The organism is Limnohabitans sp. 2KL-27 (assembly GCF_001269345.1).
In the GTDB taxonomy this organism is placed as follows: domain Bacteria; phylum Pseudomonadota; class Gammaproteobacteria; order Burkholderiales; family Burkholderiaceae_C; genus Limnohabitans_A.
On record NZ_CXOP01000001.1, the window covers coordinates 156,975 to 173,136 of the forward strand.

Sequence of the window (16,162 nt, forward strand, 5' to 3'; positions counted from 1 at the left end):
AGCCTAAAATGGACCTCATGATGAACGCTGACCTGCACTGCCACTCCGTCATCTCCGACGGCACCCTCACCCCCGAAGACCTGGCTGGACGCGCCAAAGCCAACGGCGTGGAGCTGTGGGCGCTGACCGACCACGACGAGGTCGGCGGACAAGACCGCGCCCTGGCTGCTGCCCGTGCGCATGGCCTGCCCTACCTCACAGGCACCGAAATTTCGGTCACCTTTGCCCACCAGACCGTGCACATCGTGGGCCTGGGCTTTGACCCGCACGACAGCGCTCTGGTGGCGGGCTTGCGCCGAACACGGGGGGGCCGCAGCGAACGTGCCCAAGAAATGTCGGACGGCCTGGCCAAAGTCGGCATCAAAAACGCCTACGAAGGCGCCCTTCTCTACGTGGGCAACCCCGAGTTGATTTCACGCACCCACTTTGCCCGCCACCTGGTCGAGACCGGTGTCTGCAGCGACACCTCGGAGGTTTTCCGCAAATACCTGACAGAAGGCAAACCCGGCTACGTGCCACACCGCTGGGCACGGCTGCAAGAAGCGGTGCAGTGGATCACCGAGGCCGGTGGCATCGCCGTCATTGCCCACCCGGCCCGGTATGGTTTCACGCCCAACGAAGAATATGCGCTGTTTAGCGAGTTCAAGGCCCACGGCGGGCGCGGCGTCGAAGTCGTCACTGGCAGCCACTCTTCGCAAGAAGCGGTGCGCTACGCTGAAACTGCCCTCGAATTCGACCTGGTGGCCTCGCGTGGCAGTGACTTCCACAGCCCCGACGAAAGCCGCATCGACCTGGGCACATTGCCCTTACTGCCCGGCCAACTTACCCCGGTTTGGGAGCTGCTGGCCGACCGCATTCAGTGAACCCGACCCACCGACACGCCAGCCTTCAGGGGATTGGGTTTGCGGTCCTGGCGACCGCCTGCTTCGCCACCCTGGACACCACCACCCGGCATGTGAGTGCGGGCTTGTCGGTGATGGTGGCCCTGTGGTTCCGTTACGCCATTCAGGCACTCATCACCACGGTGGTGGTCTGGCCGGGGCGTGGTCGTCGCGTTTTGCGCACCGAGCACCCCCGCTTTCAGCTGTCCCGTGGCCTGCTGCTGTTTGCTTGCAGCATCCTCGCTTTTTTGAGCCTCAAATACATGCCTGTTGGCGAATTCACCGCCATCTCGCTGCTGGCCCCATTGGTGATCACCTTGCTGGCGGCCTGGATGCTGAAGGAGAAAATCCGCCCCCTGCGCTGGCTGCTGGTGCTGGGTGGCTTCATCGGCACGATGGTCATCATCCGCCCCGGCAGCCAACACTTTGACTGGACAGTGATCCTGCCACTGATGCTGGTGGGCACCAACTCCGGCTTTCAACTGCTGACGAGCAAGATGGCCAAGACCGAAGACCCCATCACCACCCACTTCTACACCGGCTGGATCGGCACGGTGATGGCCACGCTGCTGCTGCCATTTGTCTGGGAAATGCCCGCAGACTGGACCGTCTGGTTGCAGCTGCTCTTGATGGGCGTGCTCGCCTCCGTCGGACATTTCTTGCTCATCCTGGCCTATGGCCGCACCCCGGCCGCCACCCTCACGCCCTACATGTACACCCAGATCGGTTTTGCCGTGCTGGGCGGCTGGCTCGTCTTCAACCACCTGCCCGACCACTGGACTTTTGTTGGTATGGGCTTGGTGGCCCTGTGCGGCGCTTTGGGGGCCTGGCTTACCGTGCGGGAAAACCGCATCACGGTCATGCCCCCTGAATCCTGAATCCTGCGCCAACGCTCTTGCTCTGCTGGGGTTCACCCCCACTTACCACCAGAGGGCCTTCAACCATGTCCCAGTTCTTCTCTGTTCACCCCGATAACCCGCAAGAGCGCCTGCTCAAGCAAGCCGTGCAGCTGCTGAACAAGGGCAGCGTGCTGGCCGTGCCCACCGACTCCAGCTACGCCCTGGTCTGCCACTTGGACGACAAAAACGCCGCCGACCAGTTGCGCCGCATCCGTGGCGTGGACGACAAGCACCACTTGACCTTGCTGTGCCGCGACCTGAGCGAGCTGGCCAACTATGCACGGGTGGACAACCGGCAGTTTCGGGCCATCAAGCAGGCCACGCCCGGTCCCTTCACCTTCATCTTGGAAGCCACCAAGGAAGTGCCCCGCCGCGTGAGTCACCCCCAGCGCAAAACCATTGGTCTGCGCGTGCCCGAGCACCCAGTGCTGCAAGCGTTGCTGGCCTTGCATGGTGCGCCGCTGCTGGCGGCCACCCTCATCATGCCGGGCGAAGACCTGCCGCTGAACGACCCCGAAGAGATCCGCCATCGCCTTGAGCACCAGGTGGGCGCCGTCATCGATGCCGGGGCTTGCTCGCTCGAACCCACCACCGTGATCGACATGAGCAGCGACGCGCCCCAAGTGCTCCGCCAAGGCCAAGGCGATCCTGCGCGCTTAGGTCTTTGAACTCTTTAGCCCTCTAAGAAGCCGCTCGCGTGGCCGAATGCTGCAAAGCCTCTCCCCTGTGGGAGGCCGCCCCCGCGGCCGAATGCGCGCAGTGCCACCCGCACCATTCGCGAGCAGGGGCTCGCTCCCACATCAAATCTGCAGCACACTGTTGAAACGCTCACCAGTAGCCCAATACTGCTGGACCCATCCCATAAAGACACTGAGCCCCCAGAACCAAGCGCAGGTCAGGTCTGAGACAATCTCATACATATGTCCGACCTCATCCAGACCGTTTTGATTTATGCCCTGCCCGTGATCTTCGCGATCACCCTGCACGAGGCCGCCCACGGCTATGCCGCGCTGCGCCTGGGCGACAACACCGCGTCGATGCTCGGACGCGTCACACTCAACCCTTTGCCGCACATCGATCCGGTGGGCACCATCTTGCTGCCGCTGCTGCTGTACTTCAGCACCAGCGGCGCGTTTTTGTTTGGTTATGCCAAGCCGGTGCCGGTGCGCTTTGACCGCCTGCGTCACCCCAAGCGCGACATGGTCTGGGTCGCCTTGGCAGGACCGGGTTCGAATCTGGTTCAAGCCTTGATTTGGGGCGTGCTTTTTTACGTGCTGGCAGGCAGTGGCATCACCGAGCGCTTCTTCATCGAGATGTGCAAAGCCGGCATGCTGACCAATGTGGTCATGTTCGCCTTCAACTTGTTTCCGCTGCCCCCGCTGGATGGCGGGCGCATTCTGGTCGGCCTGCTGCCGTGGCGGCTGGCGGTGCAGGTGTCGCGCGTGGAGCCTTGGGGCTTTTTCATCGTCATGGCCTTGGTGCTGACCGGCCTCATCAGCGCCTGGTGGATGCAGCCCCTGATGGGCCTGACCTTTGATTTCCTCAAACTCAGCCTCAGCCCGCTGGCCGCGGTGCTGCGCTGATTTCCAATGCGCTGATTTTCTTTTATTCGTTTGCCTGCTTTTTTCATGAACTCCAAGACCCGCACACGCGTTCTCACCGGCATCACCACCACCGGCACCCCCCACCTGGGCAACTACGTGGGCGCCATCCGCCCCACGGTGCAAGCCAGCCGGGACACCCGCACCGATGGTTTTTACTTTTTGGCCGACTACCATGCGCTCATCAAATGCGACGAGCCCGTCCGCATCCAGCGCTCCACCCTGGAGATCGCTGCCAGCTGGATCGCCTCGGGCCTGGACCCGGACAAAGTCACTTTCTACCGCCAGTCGGATATTCCAGAAATCCCCGAACTCACCTGGCTGCTGACCTGCGTGACCGGCAAGGGTGTGCTCAACCGGGCCCACGCCTACAAAGCCGCTGTCGACAAAAACAACGCCGCGGGTCACGACCCGGACAGCGATGTGTCGGCAGGTCTGTTCATGTACCCCGTGCTCATGGGCGCCGACATTTTGATGTTCAAGGCGCACAAAGTGCCCGTGGGACGCGACCAGATTCAGCACATTGAGATGGCACGCGACATGGCGTCCAGCTTCAACCATCTGTATGGCGAGCACTTTGTCTTGCCCGAAGCCGTGATCGAAGAATCGGTGGCCCTGCTCCCGGGCTTGGACGGCCGCAAGATGAGCAAAAGCTACGACAACACCATCCCGCTGTTTGCCCCCGCCGCTCAAATGCGCAAGCAAATCGCGGCCATCGTGACCGACTCCCAAGCACCCGGCGAGCCCAAAGCCACCGAGGGCTCGGCCCTGTTCCAGATCTACCAGGCTTTTGCCAGCGGCGAAGAAACCGCCGCCATGGCCCGCGCCTATGCCGAGGGCATCGGCTGGGGCGACGCCAAGCAAATGCTGTTCGAGCGCATCGACCGCGAAATCGCACCCATGCGCGAGCACTACCAAGCCCTGATCGACAACCCCGCGCAGATGGACAAAATTTTGCTGGCCGGTGCCGACAAGGCCCGCCAGCTGGCCACGCCCTTCATGCGCGAGTTGCGGCACGCCGTGGGCCTGCGCGCCTTGTCTTCGGGCAACGCGGCACCTGCGGCCAAAGAGGCCAAAGCAGCGTTGCCCAGCTTCAAGCAATACCGCGAAAAAGACGGCCAGTTTTACTTCAAGCTGGTGGATGCACAGGGCCAACTGCTCTTGCAAAGCAAGGGGTTCGCATCGCCTCAAGAGGCCGGGCAAACCATCGCACGTCTGCAGACCGACGGTTTGACCGCGCTTGCAGACCTGGCCCCCCAGCTGGAAGGATGGACACCCGAAACAGCCCAAGCGGTCGGGTCAGCGCTGACAGAAATAATGAATTCGCAAAAATCGATTAATTAACTTTACCGAATTTGCCAATTTATATTGCGTAAATTCATAAATACGTGTATCGTTAAACTTTAAGACTACTGCAGAGTTCTAAACCATGACTGTATACGTCATCGATGACCATCCCTTGATGCGCGATGCGCTGACCATGCTGGTGCACCGGGTCAAGCCAGGTTTGAAGATCATCCCCATCCACAAGTTGAATGTGGTGGAATCCACGGTCGAGAAAAACGGTGTGCCCGAACTTTTCTGTCTGGATCTGCAGCTGCCGGACACCTTGGGCATGTCGGGCGTGCAAGTGCTCAAAGCCAAATTTCCAAACGTGCCTTTGGTGGTCGTCACCAGCGCCAGCGCCAGCGAATTCGAGACCCGTTGCCTCGAAGCCGGTGCCAATGCCTTCATTGAAAAAACCAACAGTCCGGCGCAAATCATTGCGGCCCTGCGCAGCCTGTTGATCACCGAGGAGGAAGAGGCCGAAGAAGACGCCGCTCCTGCCGGCCCGACCAAATTGTCCAAGCGCCAAAAGCAACTGATCCTGATGCTGGACCAAGGCCTGTCCAACCGCGAAATCGCCGAAAAACTCGACATCAGCGAGCACACGGTCAAGGTGCACTTTTGGCGTCTTTTCCGCCGTCTGGGCGTCAACAGCCGCACGCAGGCGCTGCACTTTGCACGCACCAACGGCTGGTTGGGTATCTGACGATCCATGCCGGTCGTTTCGATCACCCTGCTGCCGGGCTACGCGGCAGAGACCCAGCACCGCATGGTCAACCGCGTGGCCAATGCGGTGCGTTCGGTCATCGCCACGCCTGAAGCGGGCACCACAGTCTTTGTCAACGAAGTCAGCACCTACCGCCGCGACGGCAAGGTGTTCAGCGAAGGCCGCGCGGCCCACCCCGTGGCCTCCGATGTGGTGCGGTCATTTTTGCAAGCCATGCAAGAGCGGGACACCGCCCAAGCGCAATCGTTTTTGCACCCCGACTTCCGCATGTGCTTTCCCGGCGGTGTGGTCATGCACACGCTGCAAGAGCTGACGGCATGGGCGCAGACGCGCTACAGCCGCATCGGCAAGCATTACGATCAATTTGAAGAGAGCTGGCAAGGCGACGCCAGCGTGGTTTTTTGCCATGGCACCTTGCATGGCACTTGGCTCGATGGTCAGGCCTTCGAGGGCATTCGCTTCATCGACCGAATCCAGGTCCAAGACGGCTTGATCACACGCCAAGACGTCTGGAACGATCTGGCCGAACACCGCAACACCTGAGCGTTTGCCCGCCACACCAACGGCGCAGCCAGCAGGCCTGCCGCGCACAGCCTCCAGCAGGCTCAGTCCTTTTTCTTGTTCACGATGTCAGGCGTCACTGCATCGAGCACATTGACCGTCGTTTTGAGCCCGTAGACCACCGCAGAGCCTGCTGCATCGGCGATCGCCAACACGGAGCAGCCCGACAGACCAAGGGCCAGCGCAAAGGCCAACAAAAAAGCAAGATACTTCATGAGAACAAGTCCAGGTGGTGACGTCCAAGATCAAGCCCAAGCCGGGCACAGGCCATAAAAAACCCCGCCATGGTGAACCAAAGCGGGGTTTTGAACTGGCGGAGGAGGAGGGATTCGAACCCTCGGTAGTGTTGCCACTACGCCTGATTTCGAGTCAGGTACATTCGACCACTCTGCCACCCCTCCTGAGATTTGTCGAAGCCGAGATTCTAGCAGAGCCCCTCAGGGCTTTTTCGGCAACATGACCGTCGCATTGCGCGGCGCCATCGTCAAAGACACGCTGCTGCCCATCATGCCGCCATCGACCATCTCGAATGTCGCTGTGCGCTCTTGCCGTGTCATGACCAAAAAGCTGGTTTTACCCCGCACCGCCGACACCACAGTCCAGCCTTGCGCCGGGTAGGTTTCCAGAAAAAAGCGGTAGGCAGCGTCGAAGTCACGCCCCACATCCAGCATCACGCGGCCCACCCAGTTGTCACCCGCACCGATGATCAAAGACTGCTCGGCCCGGATGGCAGCGCCTGGCGGCAAAGGCAACTGACCGAGCAGTTGCACCGGGTTTTGCATCTTGCCGTCCGGCCCCACAGCCACCGAGGGCTTGCTGCCCATGTTGACGCAACCGGCCAAGCCAGGTGCCAAGCCCACAGTCACCAAGAAAGCCCACAAAACACGATGCATGCCATTCATCCACGCTCTCCTGGTGAAGTTCAAAAAATCAAACGCTGAGCAGCGCCAAACCACCCATGTAAGGGCGCAGCACTTCCGGCACGGTGACGGAGCCGTCGGCGTTCTGGTAGTTTTCCAGAACCGCCACCAGCGCACGGCCCACGGCCAGGCCGGAACCATTCAAGGTGTGTACCAACTCGTTCTTGCCTTGTGCATTTTTGAAGCGCGCCTGCAAACGGCGCGCCTGGAAGGCCTCGCAGTTGGAGACCGAGCTGATCTCGCGGTAAGTGTTTTGCGCGGGGACCCAGACTTCCAGGTCATAGGTCTTGCTCGCGCCAAAGCCCATGTCGCCCGTGCACAAACTCATCACGCGGTAAGGCAGGCCCAGCTTTTGCAAAATGGCTTCGGCGTGGCCGGTCATGGCTTCCAAAGCCTCGTAGCTGTGCTCGGGGTGCACGATCTGCACCATCTCCACTTTGTCAAACTGGTGCTGGCGAATCAGGCCACGCACATCGCGCCCACCGCTGCCCGCCTCCGACCGGAAGCACGGGGTGTGTGCCGTCAGCTTGATGGGCAAATCGCTTTCGCCCAACACCTCGTCGCGCACCACATTGGTCAGCGTCACCTCGGAGGTCGGAATCAGGTACAGCGCCTGGCTTTCTTCGCCCTCTTGACCGCCCTTGTTGGCAGCAAACAGATCGGCCTCGAACTTGGGCAACTGGCCCGTGCCGCGCAGCGTGTCGGCGTTCACGATGTAAGGTGTGTAGCACTCGGTGTAGCCGTGTTCTACGGTCTGCACATCCAACATGAACTGCGCCAGCGCCCGGTGCAAACGGGCCACCGGGCCGCGCATGAAAGTGAAGCGCGAGCCGGTCAGCTTGGTGCCGGTCTCAAAGTCCAGGCCCAGGGGGCCGCCGATGTCCACGTGGTCCTTCAGATCGAAATCAAAACTGCGCACGGTGCCCCAGCGGCGCACCTCGACATTGCCTTCTTCGCCCTCGCCCACAGGCACCGATTCGTGTGGCAAATTGGGCACAGCCAGCAAAAGGGTCTGCAGCTCGGCCTGGATCACCTCGAGCCGCTGGGCCGAAGCGTCCAGCTCCTCCTTGATCGCGCCCACCTGGGCCATGACCGCATCGCCCTCGGCGTGCTGGCCTTTGCCTTTGAGCATGCCAATTTGCTTGGACAGGCTGTTGCGCTGGCTTTGCAGCTCTTCGGTGCGGGTTTGCAGCGTTTTGCGCTCACCTTCCAATGCACGGAAAGCCTCGATGTTCAGAAAAGGCTGGGGGGTTTTACGGGTCTGCAAACGCGCGACAACGGCGTCCAGGTCTTTGCGGAGAAGAACAATATCAAGCATCCTGACATTGTAGTGACGTGAGGGCCCCTGCCGATTCCCGCCAAAAGGCCACACACTCTGGGAGGCTGCACCTGCGGCCGAACGCATGCTTTGGCTCGGGCAGGCATCCGCGAGCGGGGGCTCGCTCCCACCATGGGTGAGCAGTTCAGCCTTTCAGCAGATCAGTGCTTGAGGCCCTTGGGCAGCGGGAACTTGATCGTCTCTTGGATGCCGTCCAAAGTGCGAACCGACACCGCACCCAGCACACGCAGGCGGGCAATCACCTCTTGCACCAGCACATCTGGGGCCGAAGCGCCCGCGGTCAGGCCCACTTTTTGCGCCCCGTCAAACCAACTCTCTTGCAGATCGGCCGCACTGTCCACCATGTAGGCCGGCGTGCCCAGGCGGTCGGCCAGTTCGCGCAGGCGGTTGCTGTTGGAGCTGGTGGGGCTGCCTACCACGATGACCACATCCACCAGCGGGCTCATCAGCTTGACGGCGTCCTGGCGGTTCTGGGTGGCATAACAAATGTCTTGCTGCTTGGGCTCACGCACCTGCGGAAAGCGTGCCTTCACAGCCGCCACAATTTCGGCCGCGTCGTCCACACTCAGCGTGGTCTGCGTGACCACGGCCAGCAAATCGGTCTGGGCGGGTTGCACCTTGGCCACGTCTTGCACGTCTTCGACCAGGTGGATGCCGCTGTCGAGCTGGCCCATGGTGCCTTCCACTTCGGGGTGGCCCTTGTGCCCGATCATGATGAATTCATAGCCCTCTTTGTGCAACTTGGCTAGCTCCACATGCACCTTGCTCACCAAGGGGCAGGTGGCGTCAAAGATGCGAAATCCGCGTCGCTCGGCTTCATCCTGGATCGCCCTGCTCACGCCGTGGGCGCTGAAGATCAAGGTGGCCCCGGGCGGCACATCGGCCAGCTCTTCGATGAAAATCGCGCCCTTCTTTTTCAGATCATCCACCACATAGGTGTTGTGCACGATCTCGTGGCGCACATAAATCGGGCGGCCAAACTTGGTCAGCGCATGCTCCACGATGTCGATCGCACGGTCCACCCCGGCGCAAAAGCCGCGCGGCTCGGCCAACAGCACTTCAGACGTCATCACAGCACCCCAATCAGTTCGACTTCAAAGGTCACAGGCTGACCCGCCAGCGGGTGGTTGAAGTCAAACAACACCGCGCCCTCCTCGTTGACTTGCAGCACCGTCCCGGCATAGGAGCCCAAGCCGTCTGGCGTGGGGAACTGCACCACGTCGCCCGCTGCGTATTTTTCGCTCGGGTCGCCCAGCTCGTTGAGCAACTTGCGCGCCACCCATTGCTGCATGTCGGCAATGTGGTCGCCAAAAGCCTCGCCTGCCGGAATCTTCATCACCACCCGCGTGCCTTCGGCCAGGCCCAGCAAACGCTGCTCCACGGCGGGCGACAAGGTGCCCGAGCCCAATGACAAGGTGGCGGGTTTTTCGTTGAAAGTGTTGATGATGTCCCCCTGCGGCCCGGCCAGGCGGTAGTGAAGCGTCAAAAAAGAACCAGGTTCGACAGTGGACATAAGGGTTTTCTGGAATGCCGCCCAAGCGGCCCAACAGGCATAAAGAAGGCACTATTGTAAAAAGCCTGGCCGACTTGTCACTGAATAGGGGCAAGTTGGACCGATGGCCGCTCCAGGGAGGGGCTTCAGATGGGGATCAAGGACTTGCCGCCTGATGCGCGGCCACGCGAAAAATTGCTCGCCCGAGGCCCTCAGGCCCTGAGCGATGTGGAGCTGTTGGCCATTTTGCTGCGCACGGGCATGGCGGGCAAAAACGTGTTCCAGTTGTCCGAAGAACTGCTCGGGCCGGACGGCATCGCGGGCCTGCTGAACGCCACCGTGCAATCTCTCCAGCGGATCAAAGGACTGGGGCCTGCCAAACAGGCCGAGCTGCTGGCCGTGTTCGAGATGGCCCGCCGAGCTCTGAGCCAACGCCTCAAAGAACGGCCAGCTTTTCAGACACCCGACGCCGTCAAGCACTATTTGCAGCTGCAACTGGGCCACAAGAACCACGAAGTCTTTGCCGTGCTGTTTCTGGACAACCAAAACCGCATGCTGGCCATGGAAGAACTGTTCAGGGGCACGCTCAGCCAGACCTCGGTTTACCCGCGTGAGGTGGTCATGCGGGCCTTGCACCATCAGGCGGCTGCCGTGGTGCTCAGCCACAACCACCCCAGCGGCTCGGTCCAGCCCAGCCGCGCCGACGAACACCTGACCCAGACCCTGAAAGCAGCATTGGCCCTTGTGGACGTGCGCGTGCTGGACCACATCATCGTGGGGCAGGGGCAGGCCCTGTCGATGGCGGAGCGTGGCCTGTTGTAACCCCTTCCCCTTTGTGGTGGCGAGCCCCTGCTCACGAATGGCTTGTCAGGGCCGCACACCCCATTTGGCAGCAGGGGCGGCCTCCCACAAGACAGGGACAAAGGCGGCGCAGCCGCTAAACTCCTTGTTTTTCCCCAATCCTGACGGCCATGTCCCATTACCACCTCTACGCCATTGGCAACGCCTTGGTCGATACCGAATACGAAGTCTCTGACGATCTGCTGAGCACCATGGGCGTGAGCAAGCGACACATGACGCTGATCGACACCACCCAACGCGCCCAACTGCTGACCCACGTGCAAGGCCTGCACGCCCGGCGCACTGGCGGCGGCTCGGCGGGCAACACCGTGGTGGCGCTGGCCCAATTGGGCGGCAAAGCCTTTTATTCGTGCCGCGTGGCCGACGACGAGCTGGGGGCCTACTACACACAAGACCTGCAGGCCAATGGCGTGGCCACCAACCTCACCCACACCCGCCCCACTGAAGGCCAAACCGGCAGCTGCATGGTGCTGGTCACACCCGATGCCGAGCGCAGCATGTGCACATTTCTGGGGGCCACCTCGCAGCTTGACGCCAAGGCCCTGCACCCGCAAGACATTGCCAAGTCCAAAATTTATTACATGGAAGGCTATTTGGCTGCATCGCCCACAGGGCTCGAGGCGGCCGTCCAAGGCCGCCAAATCGCCATCGATCACCAGGTGCACACCGCCCTGACCCTAAGCGACGTGAGCATGATCAACTTCTGCCGCGCAGGCCTAGAAGCCATGATCGGCGACGGTCTGGACTATTTGTTTGCCAACGAAGAGGAAGCACAAAACTGGTGCGGCAGCACCGACCTGGACGCCATCATTGGCCAGCTGTCGGCTTTGGCCACCACGGTTTGCCTGACGCGGGGCCCCAAAGGCTGCATTGTTGTGCAAGGCCAGCAGCGCATCGAAGTGCCCGCCGTGCCCACCCAAGCGGTGGACACCAATGGTGCGGGCGACATGTTTGCCGGTGCTTTTTTGTATGGCATCACGCATGGCCAAAGCCCGGCGCAAGCCGCAGCGCTGGCCAACCGCGCCGCCGCTGCCGTGGTCAGCCAGCACGGCAACCGTTTGACCGCGGCGCGACTGCAAGGCATTGCCGCAGAAGCAGCAAAAGCCTAAGTCTGGATCAGACCATCCACCACCTGGATGGTCTTGTCGCAGCGCCTGCCCAGCTCGGGGTTGTGCGTGACCAGCAGCACGGTGGTGCCCTGCTCTTGGTTGATGCGGCGCAGCAGCGCAAACACGGCATCTGCACTTTGGGTGTCCAGGTTGCCGGTGGGCTCATCGGCCAAGAGTAAGGCCGGGTTCATGGCCAAGGCCCGCGCCAAAGACACACGCTGCTGCTGCCCGCCGCTCATGTTGTTGGCCATGTTGTTTTTCCAGGGCTTGAGGCCCACGCTCTCCAGCAGGGCTTCGGCACGCTCACGCATGTCGGGGTTAGGAAAACCCGCCGCGCCCAGCAGGGGCATCATCACGTTCTCGAGTGCGGTAAAGGCCGAAATCAGGTGGTGGTACTGGAACACAAAACCAATGTGGTGCCCGCGCAGGCGCGTCAGGGCTTGGTCGGCCAGCAGCGTGGTTTCTTCGCCCGCCATCTGCAGCAAGCCCGAGGTGGGACGGTCCAGCAATCCCATGATGTTGAGCAAGGTGCTCTTGCCCGAGCCCGAGGGCCCCATCACCGCACAAAAGTCGCCCCGGTGCAGCGTCAGGTCGATGCCGTGCAGCACCTCGGTCTCGATGCCGGTGCCCACATTGAAGGCCTTGCGCACGCCTTGCAAGCGCACCACCACATCCGCGCTAGCCATGGATCGCCTCCACCGGGTCCAAACGGGCCGCCCGCAAGGCCGGTGCATAAGCCGCGACCAAGCCCGTCACCGTGGCGAGCCCCAGAGCCACCGCAAACAGCACCGGGTCCAGCACCAGCGGAAACAGGGCCGTTCCATCGGCATTCAAGGCCAGGTGCTGCCAAAGCACCAGCCCCAAAGCGCCCACCCCGCAGCCCAGCACCGCCCCACCCCAGCCCAGCAAACCGCCTTGCAGCAAAAACACGCGCAGCACCTGACCACGTGAAATGCCCATGGCCCGCAGGATGCCGATCTCGCGCGACTTTTGCACCACCGACACCACCAGCACACTGGCAATGCCAAAGGCCACAGACAGGCCCACAAAAAAACGGATCGCTGTGTTGGCCGTGCTCTGCGCACTGACGGCAGCAAAAAACTGCGCTCCGGTTTTGATCCAGCTGTCGGCCTGCACCCCGGTGGCCGCCTGAATGCGCTGGGCGACGACTTCGGCCGCATACACATCGCGCACCGTGACATCGATGCTGGTTACCCCGCCCAACAAACCCAGCAGACTTTGCGCGGTGCGCAGCGCCACAAAGGTGCTGCGCTGGTTGGCCCCCTTGTTGCCCAGGTCAAACACGCCGCTGATGGTCAAGCTGGTGGCCTCGCCTGCGGCATTGGCCACGCGCAGCTTGTCACCCACATCCACGCCCAAGTCGCTGGCCAAATCGGTGCCGATCAGCATGTCCTGCCCCGTCAAGCGCGCCGTGCCCCGCACAATTTTGTCGGGCAGCTTGACGATTTGGAAATACCCCTCGGGCTCCACCCCCGTGAGGCTGATGGCGCGGCTGGCACTGCCGCGCACTGCCAGCGCCGAACCGCCGACCACGGGCGAGACCACGCTCACATCGGCCATGTCGCGCACCGTGGTGAGCAAGGATTGCCATTGGTCAATCGACTTGAGCCTTTGCAAAGGTGGCTGCTCAATGACGGCATCCACCTCGCCAGGCATGACCTGGTGCAAAGTGCGCGTGACCTCTTTGGGGGGCAAAAGCTGAATGTGCGCCTGCCCCGACAAGACCCGCGCAATGAAGTTGCCCTGCAAGCCGGCCAGCAGCGCCGACATGAACACGATCACGCCCACCCCAATGGCCACGCCGACCAAAATGAACACCGTCTGCATCCGGCCTTCGCGCAAAAATCGGATCGCCACAATCCATTCAAACGGCACCCAGGTCTTGAACATGCTTCGCCCCGCTCAAAACCGCGTTCGCACACGCTGGCCTTCGCGCAAAGCCGCGGGCAAGGCGATCACGGCATCGCCCTCGCGCAGACCCTCCAGCACCTCCACCCACACACCCCCCCGCAAACCCAGTCGCACCGGGCGGCGCACCGCATGGCCAGCCTGCAGAAGCCACACCCAAGGCGATGCCCCGCTGATTTCGTTGACATGGCCCACCTGCAGCGCCAGCACCTGTGGCTTGCGTGCCACCACCAAGTCCACCGACACGGTCATGTCCTGCTTGAGGTTGTGCTGGGGCTCCAGCAGATCCAGCTTGATTTCTACCGCGCCGGTCTGGGCGTTGATGCCGGGGTTGATGTAGCCCACTTGGGCCTTGAATGGCTGCTGCGGATAGGCATCGGCCGAGGCCAGCGCCTGCTGCCCAAGCGCCATCAGGCGCAGGTTTTTTTCATCGATCTGCACCACCAACTGCATGGCCCCTTCAGGCGACAAAGTCATCAAGACCTTGCCCGCCTGGACCACATCCCCAACCTCCACGTGACGGCCTATGAGCTGCCCATTCGCAGGTGCTTGGATGACCGCGTAGCGGACCTTGGCGTTGACGATTTCTGCATTGGCCTGTGCCTCAGTCACAGCCCCTAGGGCCAGGCTGTGCTCAGCGCCACCGGCCCGGGTCGATGTCACTTGTTTCTGAGCGGCCAACACTTGGGCATCGGCCAGCGCCAAAGCCTTGCGCGACTCGTCCAGCGCAGCCTGACCGATGAAGCCTTGCTCAAACAAAGCGCCATTGCGCTGCCAACTGGCCTGCGCCGTGTCCAGACTGGCCTGTGCCTGGCGCAGCGTCTGCAGCACCACTGGCCCCTGCAGCTCAACCAGCTGCCGCAGCCGGTTCTGCGCCTGCACCACGGCCTGCTGGGCCTGCCGCCGGGCAGACTGCAGCTCGGTGCCGACCAATTCAATCAACACATCGCCCGCCTTCACGGTTTGCCCTTCGGTCACAGGGACACGCGCCACGGTGCCGGTGATCTGCGCGCCAATGTTCACCCGGTGCGGTGTCTCGACGCGGCCACTGGCCACCACCGTTTGCAGCAAATCACGGCGCTGCACGGTCTCGGTCTGCACCAGAGGTCCCATCCACCAGCGCAGCAAGGCAGCGCCCAGAAACAGGACCAGCAAACCCCACAACAATTGACCGCCATGTTGGCGAAGCAAGGTCCAAACAGCATTCATGCGGACCATTGTGAGGATCGGTGCGGTTCACACCCATGATCCAAGTCAAGATCGGCCCATGTGCAGGCTGCATGTCAGGCAACTGAGCAACAATGCGGCTTGTGTGCTCTTTCTACCCTTTTGATCCCCATGAAAAAAATACTGCTTTTGGGTTCTGGTGAACTTGGCAAAGAATTCGTCATCAGCGCCAAGCGCCTGGGCTGCCATGTGATGGCCTGCGACAGCTATGCGGGAGCGCCTGCCATGCAAGTGGCCGACGAGTTTTGCGTGTTCAGCATGCTCGACGAAGCGCCGCTGCGCGCGGCCATTGCCCAATACCAACCTGATTTGATCGTGCCCGAGATCGAAGCCATCCGCACCGAGGTGCTGCTCGATGTTGAAAAAGCAGGCTTTGAAGTCATCCCCAGCGCCCGTGCCGCCAACCTGACCATGAACCGCGACCGCATCCGCGATGTGGCCGTGAGCCTGGGCGTGCGCACCGCGAAATTCAGCTACGCCGACTCGGCCGCCGAACTGCTGACCCGTGCCACCGAGATCGGTTTTCCGGTCGTCATCAAGCCCGTGATGAGCTCATCGGGCAAAGGCCAAAGCGTGGCCCAAACCGCCGCCGATGTGCAAGCCAGCTGGGATTACGCTTGCGCAGGCATGCGTGGCGACCGCCAAAAAGTCATCGTCGAAGAATTCATCCACTTCGAGTTTGAAATCACCCTGCTCACCGTGCGCCAGCGCAAGGACCCCACGCTGTTTTGCCCACCCATCGGGCACGTGCAAGAGCGCGGCGACTACCAATACAGCTGGCAGCCTCAGGGCATGAAGCCCGAGCAAATCAAAGCCGCACAAGACATGGCCGAAAAAGTCACCACCGATCTGGGGGGTGCTGGCCTGTTTGGGGTGGAGTTTTTCGTGACGAAAGACGAGGTGATCTTCAGCGAGCTGAGCCCCCGGCCGCACGACACCGGCATGGTCACCCTCACCAGCCAGAACCTGAGCGAGTTCGATCTGCACGCCCGCGCCATTTTGGGCCTGCCGATCCCGGCCATTGCGTGTGTGGAAGGCGCCAGCGCTGTGGTGTTGGCCGACAAGGACGGGACTGACCCGACCTACACGGGCGTGGCCCAAGCCCTGAGCGAGCCAGGCGTGGACGTGCGCATCTTCGGCAAACCCACCACCCGCCCCTACCGCCGCATGGCGGTGGCGCTGGCCCAAGGGCCCAATGCGCTGCAACGCGCACGGGATGCGGCGGGCAAGATCAAGGTGGTGGTTTAAGCGCGCCTGCCTTCGACCACCATGGATACCCGCATGCGCGGG

The 16,162-nt window shown here is 61.9% G+C and carries 18 protein-coding genes and 1 tRNA gene; 10 read left to right on the forward strand and 9 right to left on the reverse strand.

The features are described from left to right. The first annotated feature begins 8 nt into the window (after positions 1-8). The 7 genes from LHAB_RS00770 (at position 9) to LHAB_RS00800 (ending at position 5,977) form a co-directional block, all read left to right on the forward strand. Complete coding sequence (locus LHAB_RS00770) at positions 9-863, forward strand: 3',5'-nucleoside bisphosphate phosphatase (protein WP_090043476.1); 855 nt, start codon at positions 9-11, stop codon at positions 861-863. Next, a complete protein-coding gene (locus tag LHAB_RS00775) occupies positions 860-1,759 on the forward strand; it encodes a DMT family transporter (RefSeq protein ID WP_090043477.1) in 900 nt (299 codons plus the stop codon). The genes LHAB_RS00770 and LHAB_RS00775 overlap by 4 nt, the downstream gene beginning before the upstream one ends. A gap of 65 nt (positions 1,760-1,824) precedes the next feature. Beyond that, on the forward strand, positions 1,825-2,448 hold the full coding sequence (locus tag LHAB_RS00780; protein WP_090043478.1) for an L-threonylcarbamoyladenylate synthase: 624 nt from the start codon (positions 1,825-1,827) through the stop codon (positions 2,446-2,448). Between the two features lie 252 nt (positions 2,449-2,700). After that, the gene (locus tag LHAB_RS00785) at positions 2,701-3,363 is read left to right on the forward strand and encodes a site-2 protease family protein (protein WP_090043479.1); all 663 of its coding nucleotides are present in this window, start codon (positions 2,701-2,703) and stop codon (positions 3,361-3,363) included. Between the two features lie 45 nt (positions 3,364-3,408). Then, entirely contained in the window at positions 3,409-4,725 is a 1,317-nt protein-coding gene (locus tag LHAB_RS00790) for a tryptophan--tRNA ligase (protein ID WP_090043827.1), read from the forward strand. An 85-nt stretch (positions 4,726-4,810) separates the two neighbouring features. Next, entirely contained in the window at positions 4,811-5,413 is a 603-nt protein-coding gene (locus LHAB_RS00795; RefSeq protein ID WP_090043480.1) for a response regulator transcription factor, read from the forward strand. Between the two features lie 6 nt (positions 5,414-5,419). After that, positions 5,420-5,977: a nuclear transport factor 2 family protein gene (locus LHAB_RS00800; RefSeq protein ID WP_090043481.1), complete on the forward strand. Its 558-nt coding sequence runs from the start codon at positions 5,420-5,422 to the stop codon at positions 5,975-5,977. A gap of 62 nt (positions 5,978-6,039) precedes the next feature. On the opposite strand, the gene LHAB_RS14570 is transcribed toward LHAB_RS00800, so the two are convergent. The 6 genes from LHAB_RS14570 to LHAB_RS00825 form a co-directional block, all read right to left on the reverse strand. Beyond that, entirely contained in the window at positions 6,040-6,210 is a 171-nt protein-coding gene (locus LHAB_RS14570; protein ID WP_194943037.1) for a hypothetical protein, read from the reverse strand. Between the two features lie 96 nt (positions 6,211-6,306). Continuing rightward, positions 6,307-6,396, reverse strand: a tRNA-Ser gene (locus tag LHAB_RS00805). A 36-nt stretch (positions 6,397-6,432) separates the two neighbouring features. Then, the gene (locus LHAB_RS00810) at positions 6,433-6,897 is read right to left on the reverse strand and encodes a hypothetical protein (protein ID WP_090043482.1); all 465 of its coding nucleotides are present in this window, start codon (positions 6,895-6,897) and stop codon (positions 6,433-6,435) included. Between the two features lie 28 nt (positions 6,898-6,925). Next, positions 6,926-8,233, reverse strand: coding sequence for a serine--tRNA ligase (gene serS, locus LHAB_RS00815; protein WP_090043483.1), 1,308 nt, complete (start codon positions 8,231-8,233; stop codon positions 6,926-6,928). A 161-nt stretch (positions 8,234-8,394) separates the two neighbouring features. Further along, complete coding sequence (gene ispH / locus LHAB_RS00820) at positions 8,395-9,324, reverse strand: 4-hydroxy-3-methylbut-2-enyl diphosphate reductase (protein WP_090043484.1); 930 nt, start codon at positions 9,322-9,324, stop codon at positions 8,395-8,397. After that, a complete protein-coding gene (locus LHAB_RS00825) occupies positions 9,324-9,767 on the reverse strand; it encodes an FKBP-type peptidyl-prolyl cis-trans isomerase (protein ID WP_090043485.1) in 444 nt (147 codons plus the stop codon). Before LHAB_RS00825 ends, ispH begins: the two co-directional genes overlap by 1 nt. A gap of 129 nt (positions 9,768-9,896) precedes the next feature. Here LHAB_RS00825 and radC point away from each other — a divergent pair, with 129 nt between their 5' ends. Both radC and LHAB_RS00835 read left to right on the forward strand, forming a co-directional pair. After that, complete coding sequence (gene radC, locus LHAB_RS00830; RefSeq protein WP_090043486.1) at positions 9,897-10,568, forward strand: RadC family protein; 672 nt, start codon at positions 9,897-9,899, stop codon at positions 10,566-10,568. 149 nt (positions 10,569-10,717) lie between these two features. Further along, positions 10,718-11,716 (forward strand): adenosine kinase, encoded by a 999-nt coding sequence (locus LHAB_RS00835; RefSeq protein WP_090043487.1) that lies wholly within the window; start codon positions 10,718-10,720, stop codon positions 11,714-11,716. Here the strand turns inward: LHAB_RS00835 and LHAB_RS00840 are convergent. Genes LHAB_RS00840 through LHAB_RS00850 form a run of 3 tightly spaced genes read right to left on the reverse strand, consistent with a single transcriptional unit; the run spans position 11,713 to position 14,854 of the window. Beyond that, positions 11,713-12,402 carry an ABC transporter ATP-binding protein gene (locus LHAB_RS00840; protein WP_090043488.1) on the reverse strand — a complete coding sequence of 230 codons (690 nt, stop codon included), beginning with the start codon at positions 12,400-12,402 and terminating at the stop codon, positions 11,713-11,715. The two genes, LHAB_RS00835 and LHAB_RS00840, sit on opposite strands and share 4 nt — an antisense overlap. After that, positions 12,395-13,627, reverse strand: a complete 1,233-nt coding sequence (locus LHAB_RS00845) for an ABC transporter permease (protein ID WP_090043489.1) — start codon at positions 13,625-13,627, stop codon at positions 12,395-12,397. The genes LHAB_RS00840 and LHAB_RS00845 overlap by 8 nt, the downstream gene beginning before the upstream one ends. Positions 13,628-13,639: 12 nt before the next feature. Further along, complete coding sequence (locus tag LHAB_RS00850; RefSeq protein ID WP_194943038.1) at positions 13,640-14,854, reverse strand: efflux RND transporter periplasmic adaptor subunit; 1,215 nt, start codon at positions 14,852-14,854, stop codon at positions 13,640-13,642. Positions 14,855-14,983: 129 nt separating this feature from the next. On the opposite strand from LHAB_RS00850, the gene purT reads away from it, so the two are divergent. Further along, positions 14,984-16,120 carry a formate-dependent phosphoribosylglycinamide formyltransferase gene (gene purT / locus LHAB_RS00855; RefSeq protein ID WP_090043491.1) on the forward strand — a complete coding sequence of 379 codons (1,137 nt, stop codon included), beginning with the start codon at positions 14,984-14,986 and terminating at the stop codon, positions 16,118-16,120. Positions 16,121-16,162: the final 42 nt, after the last annotated feature.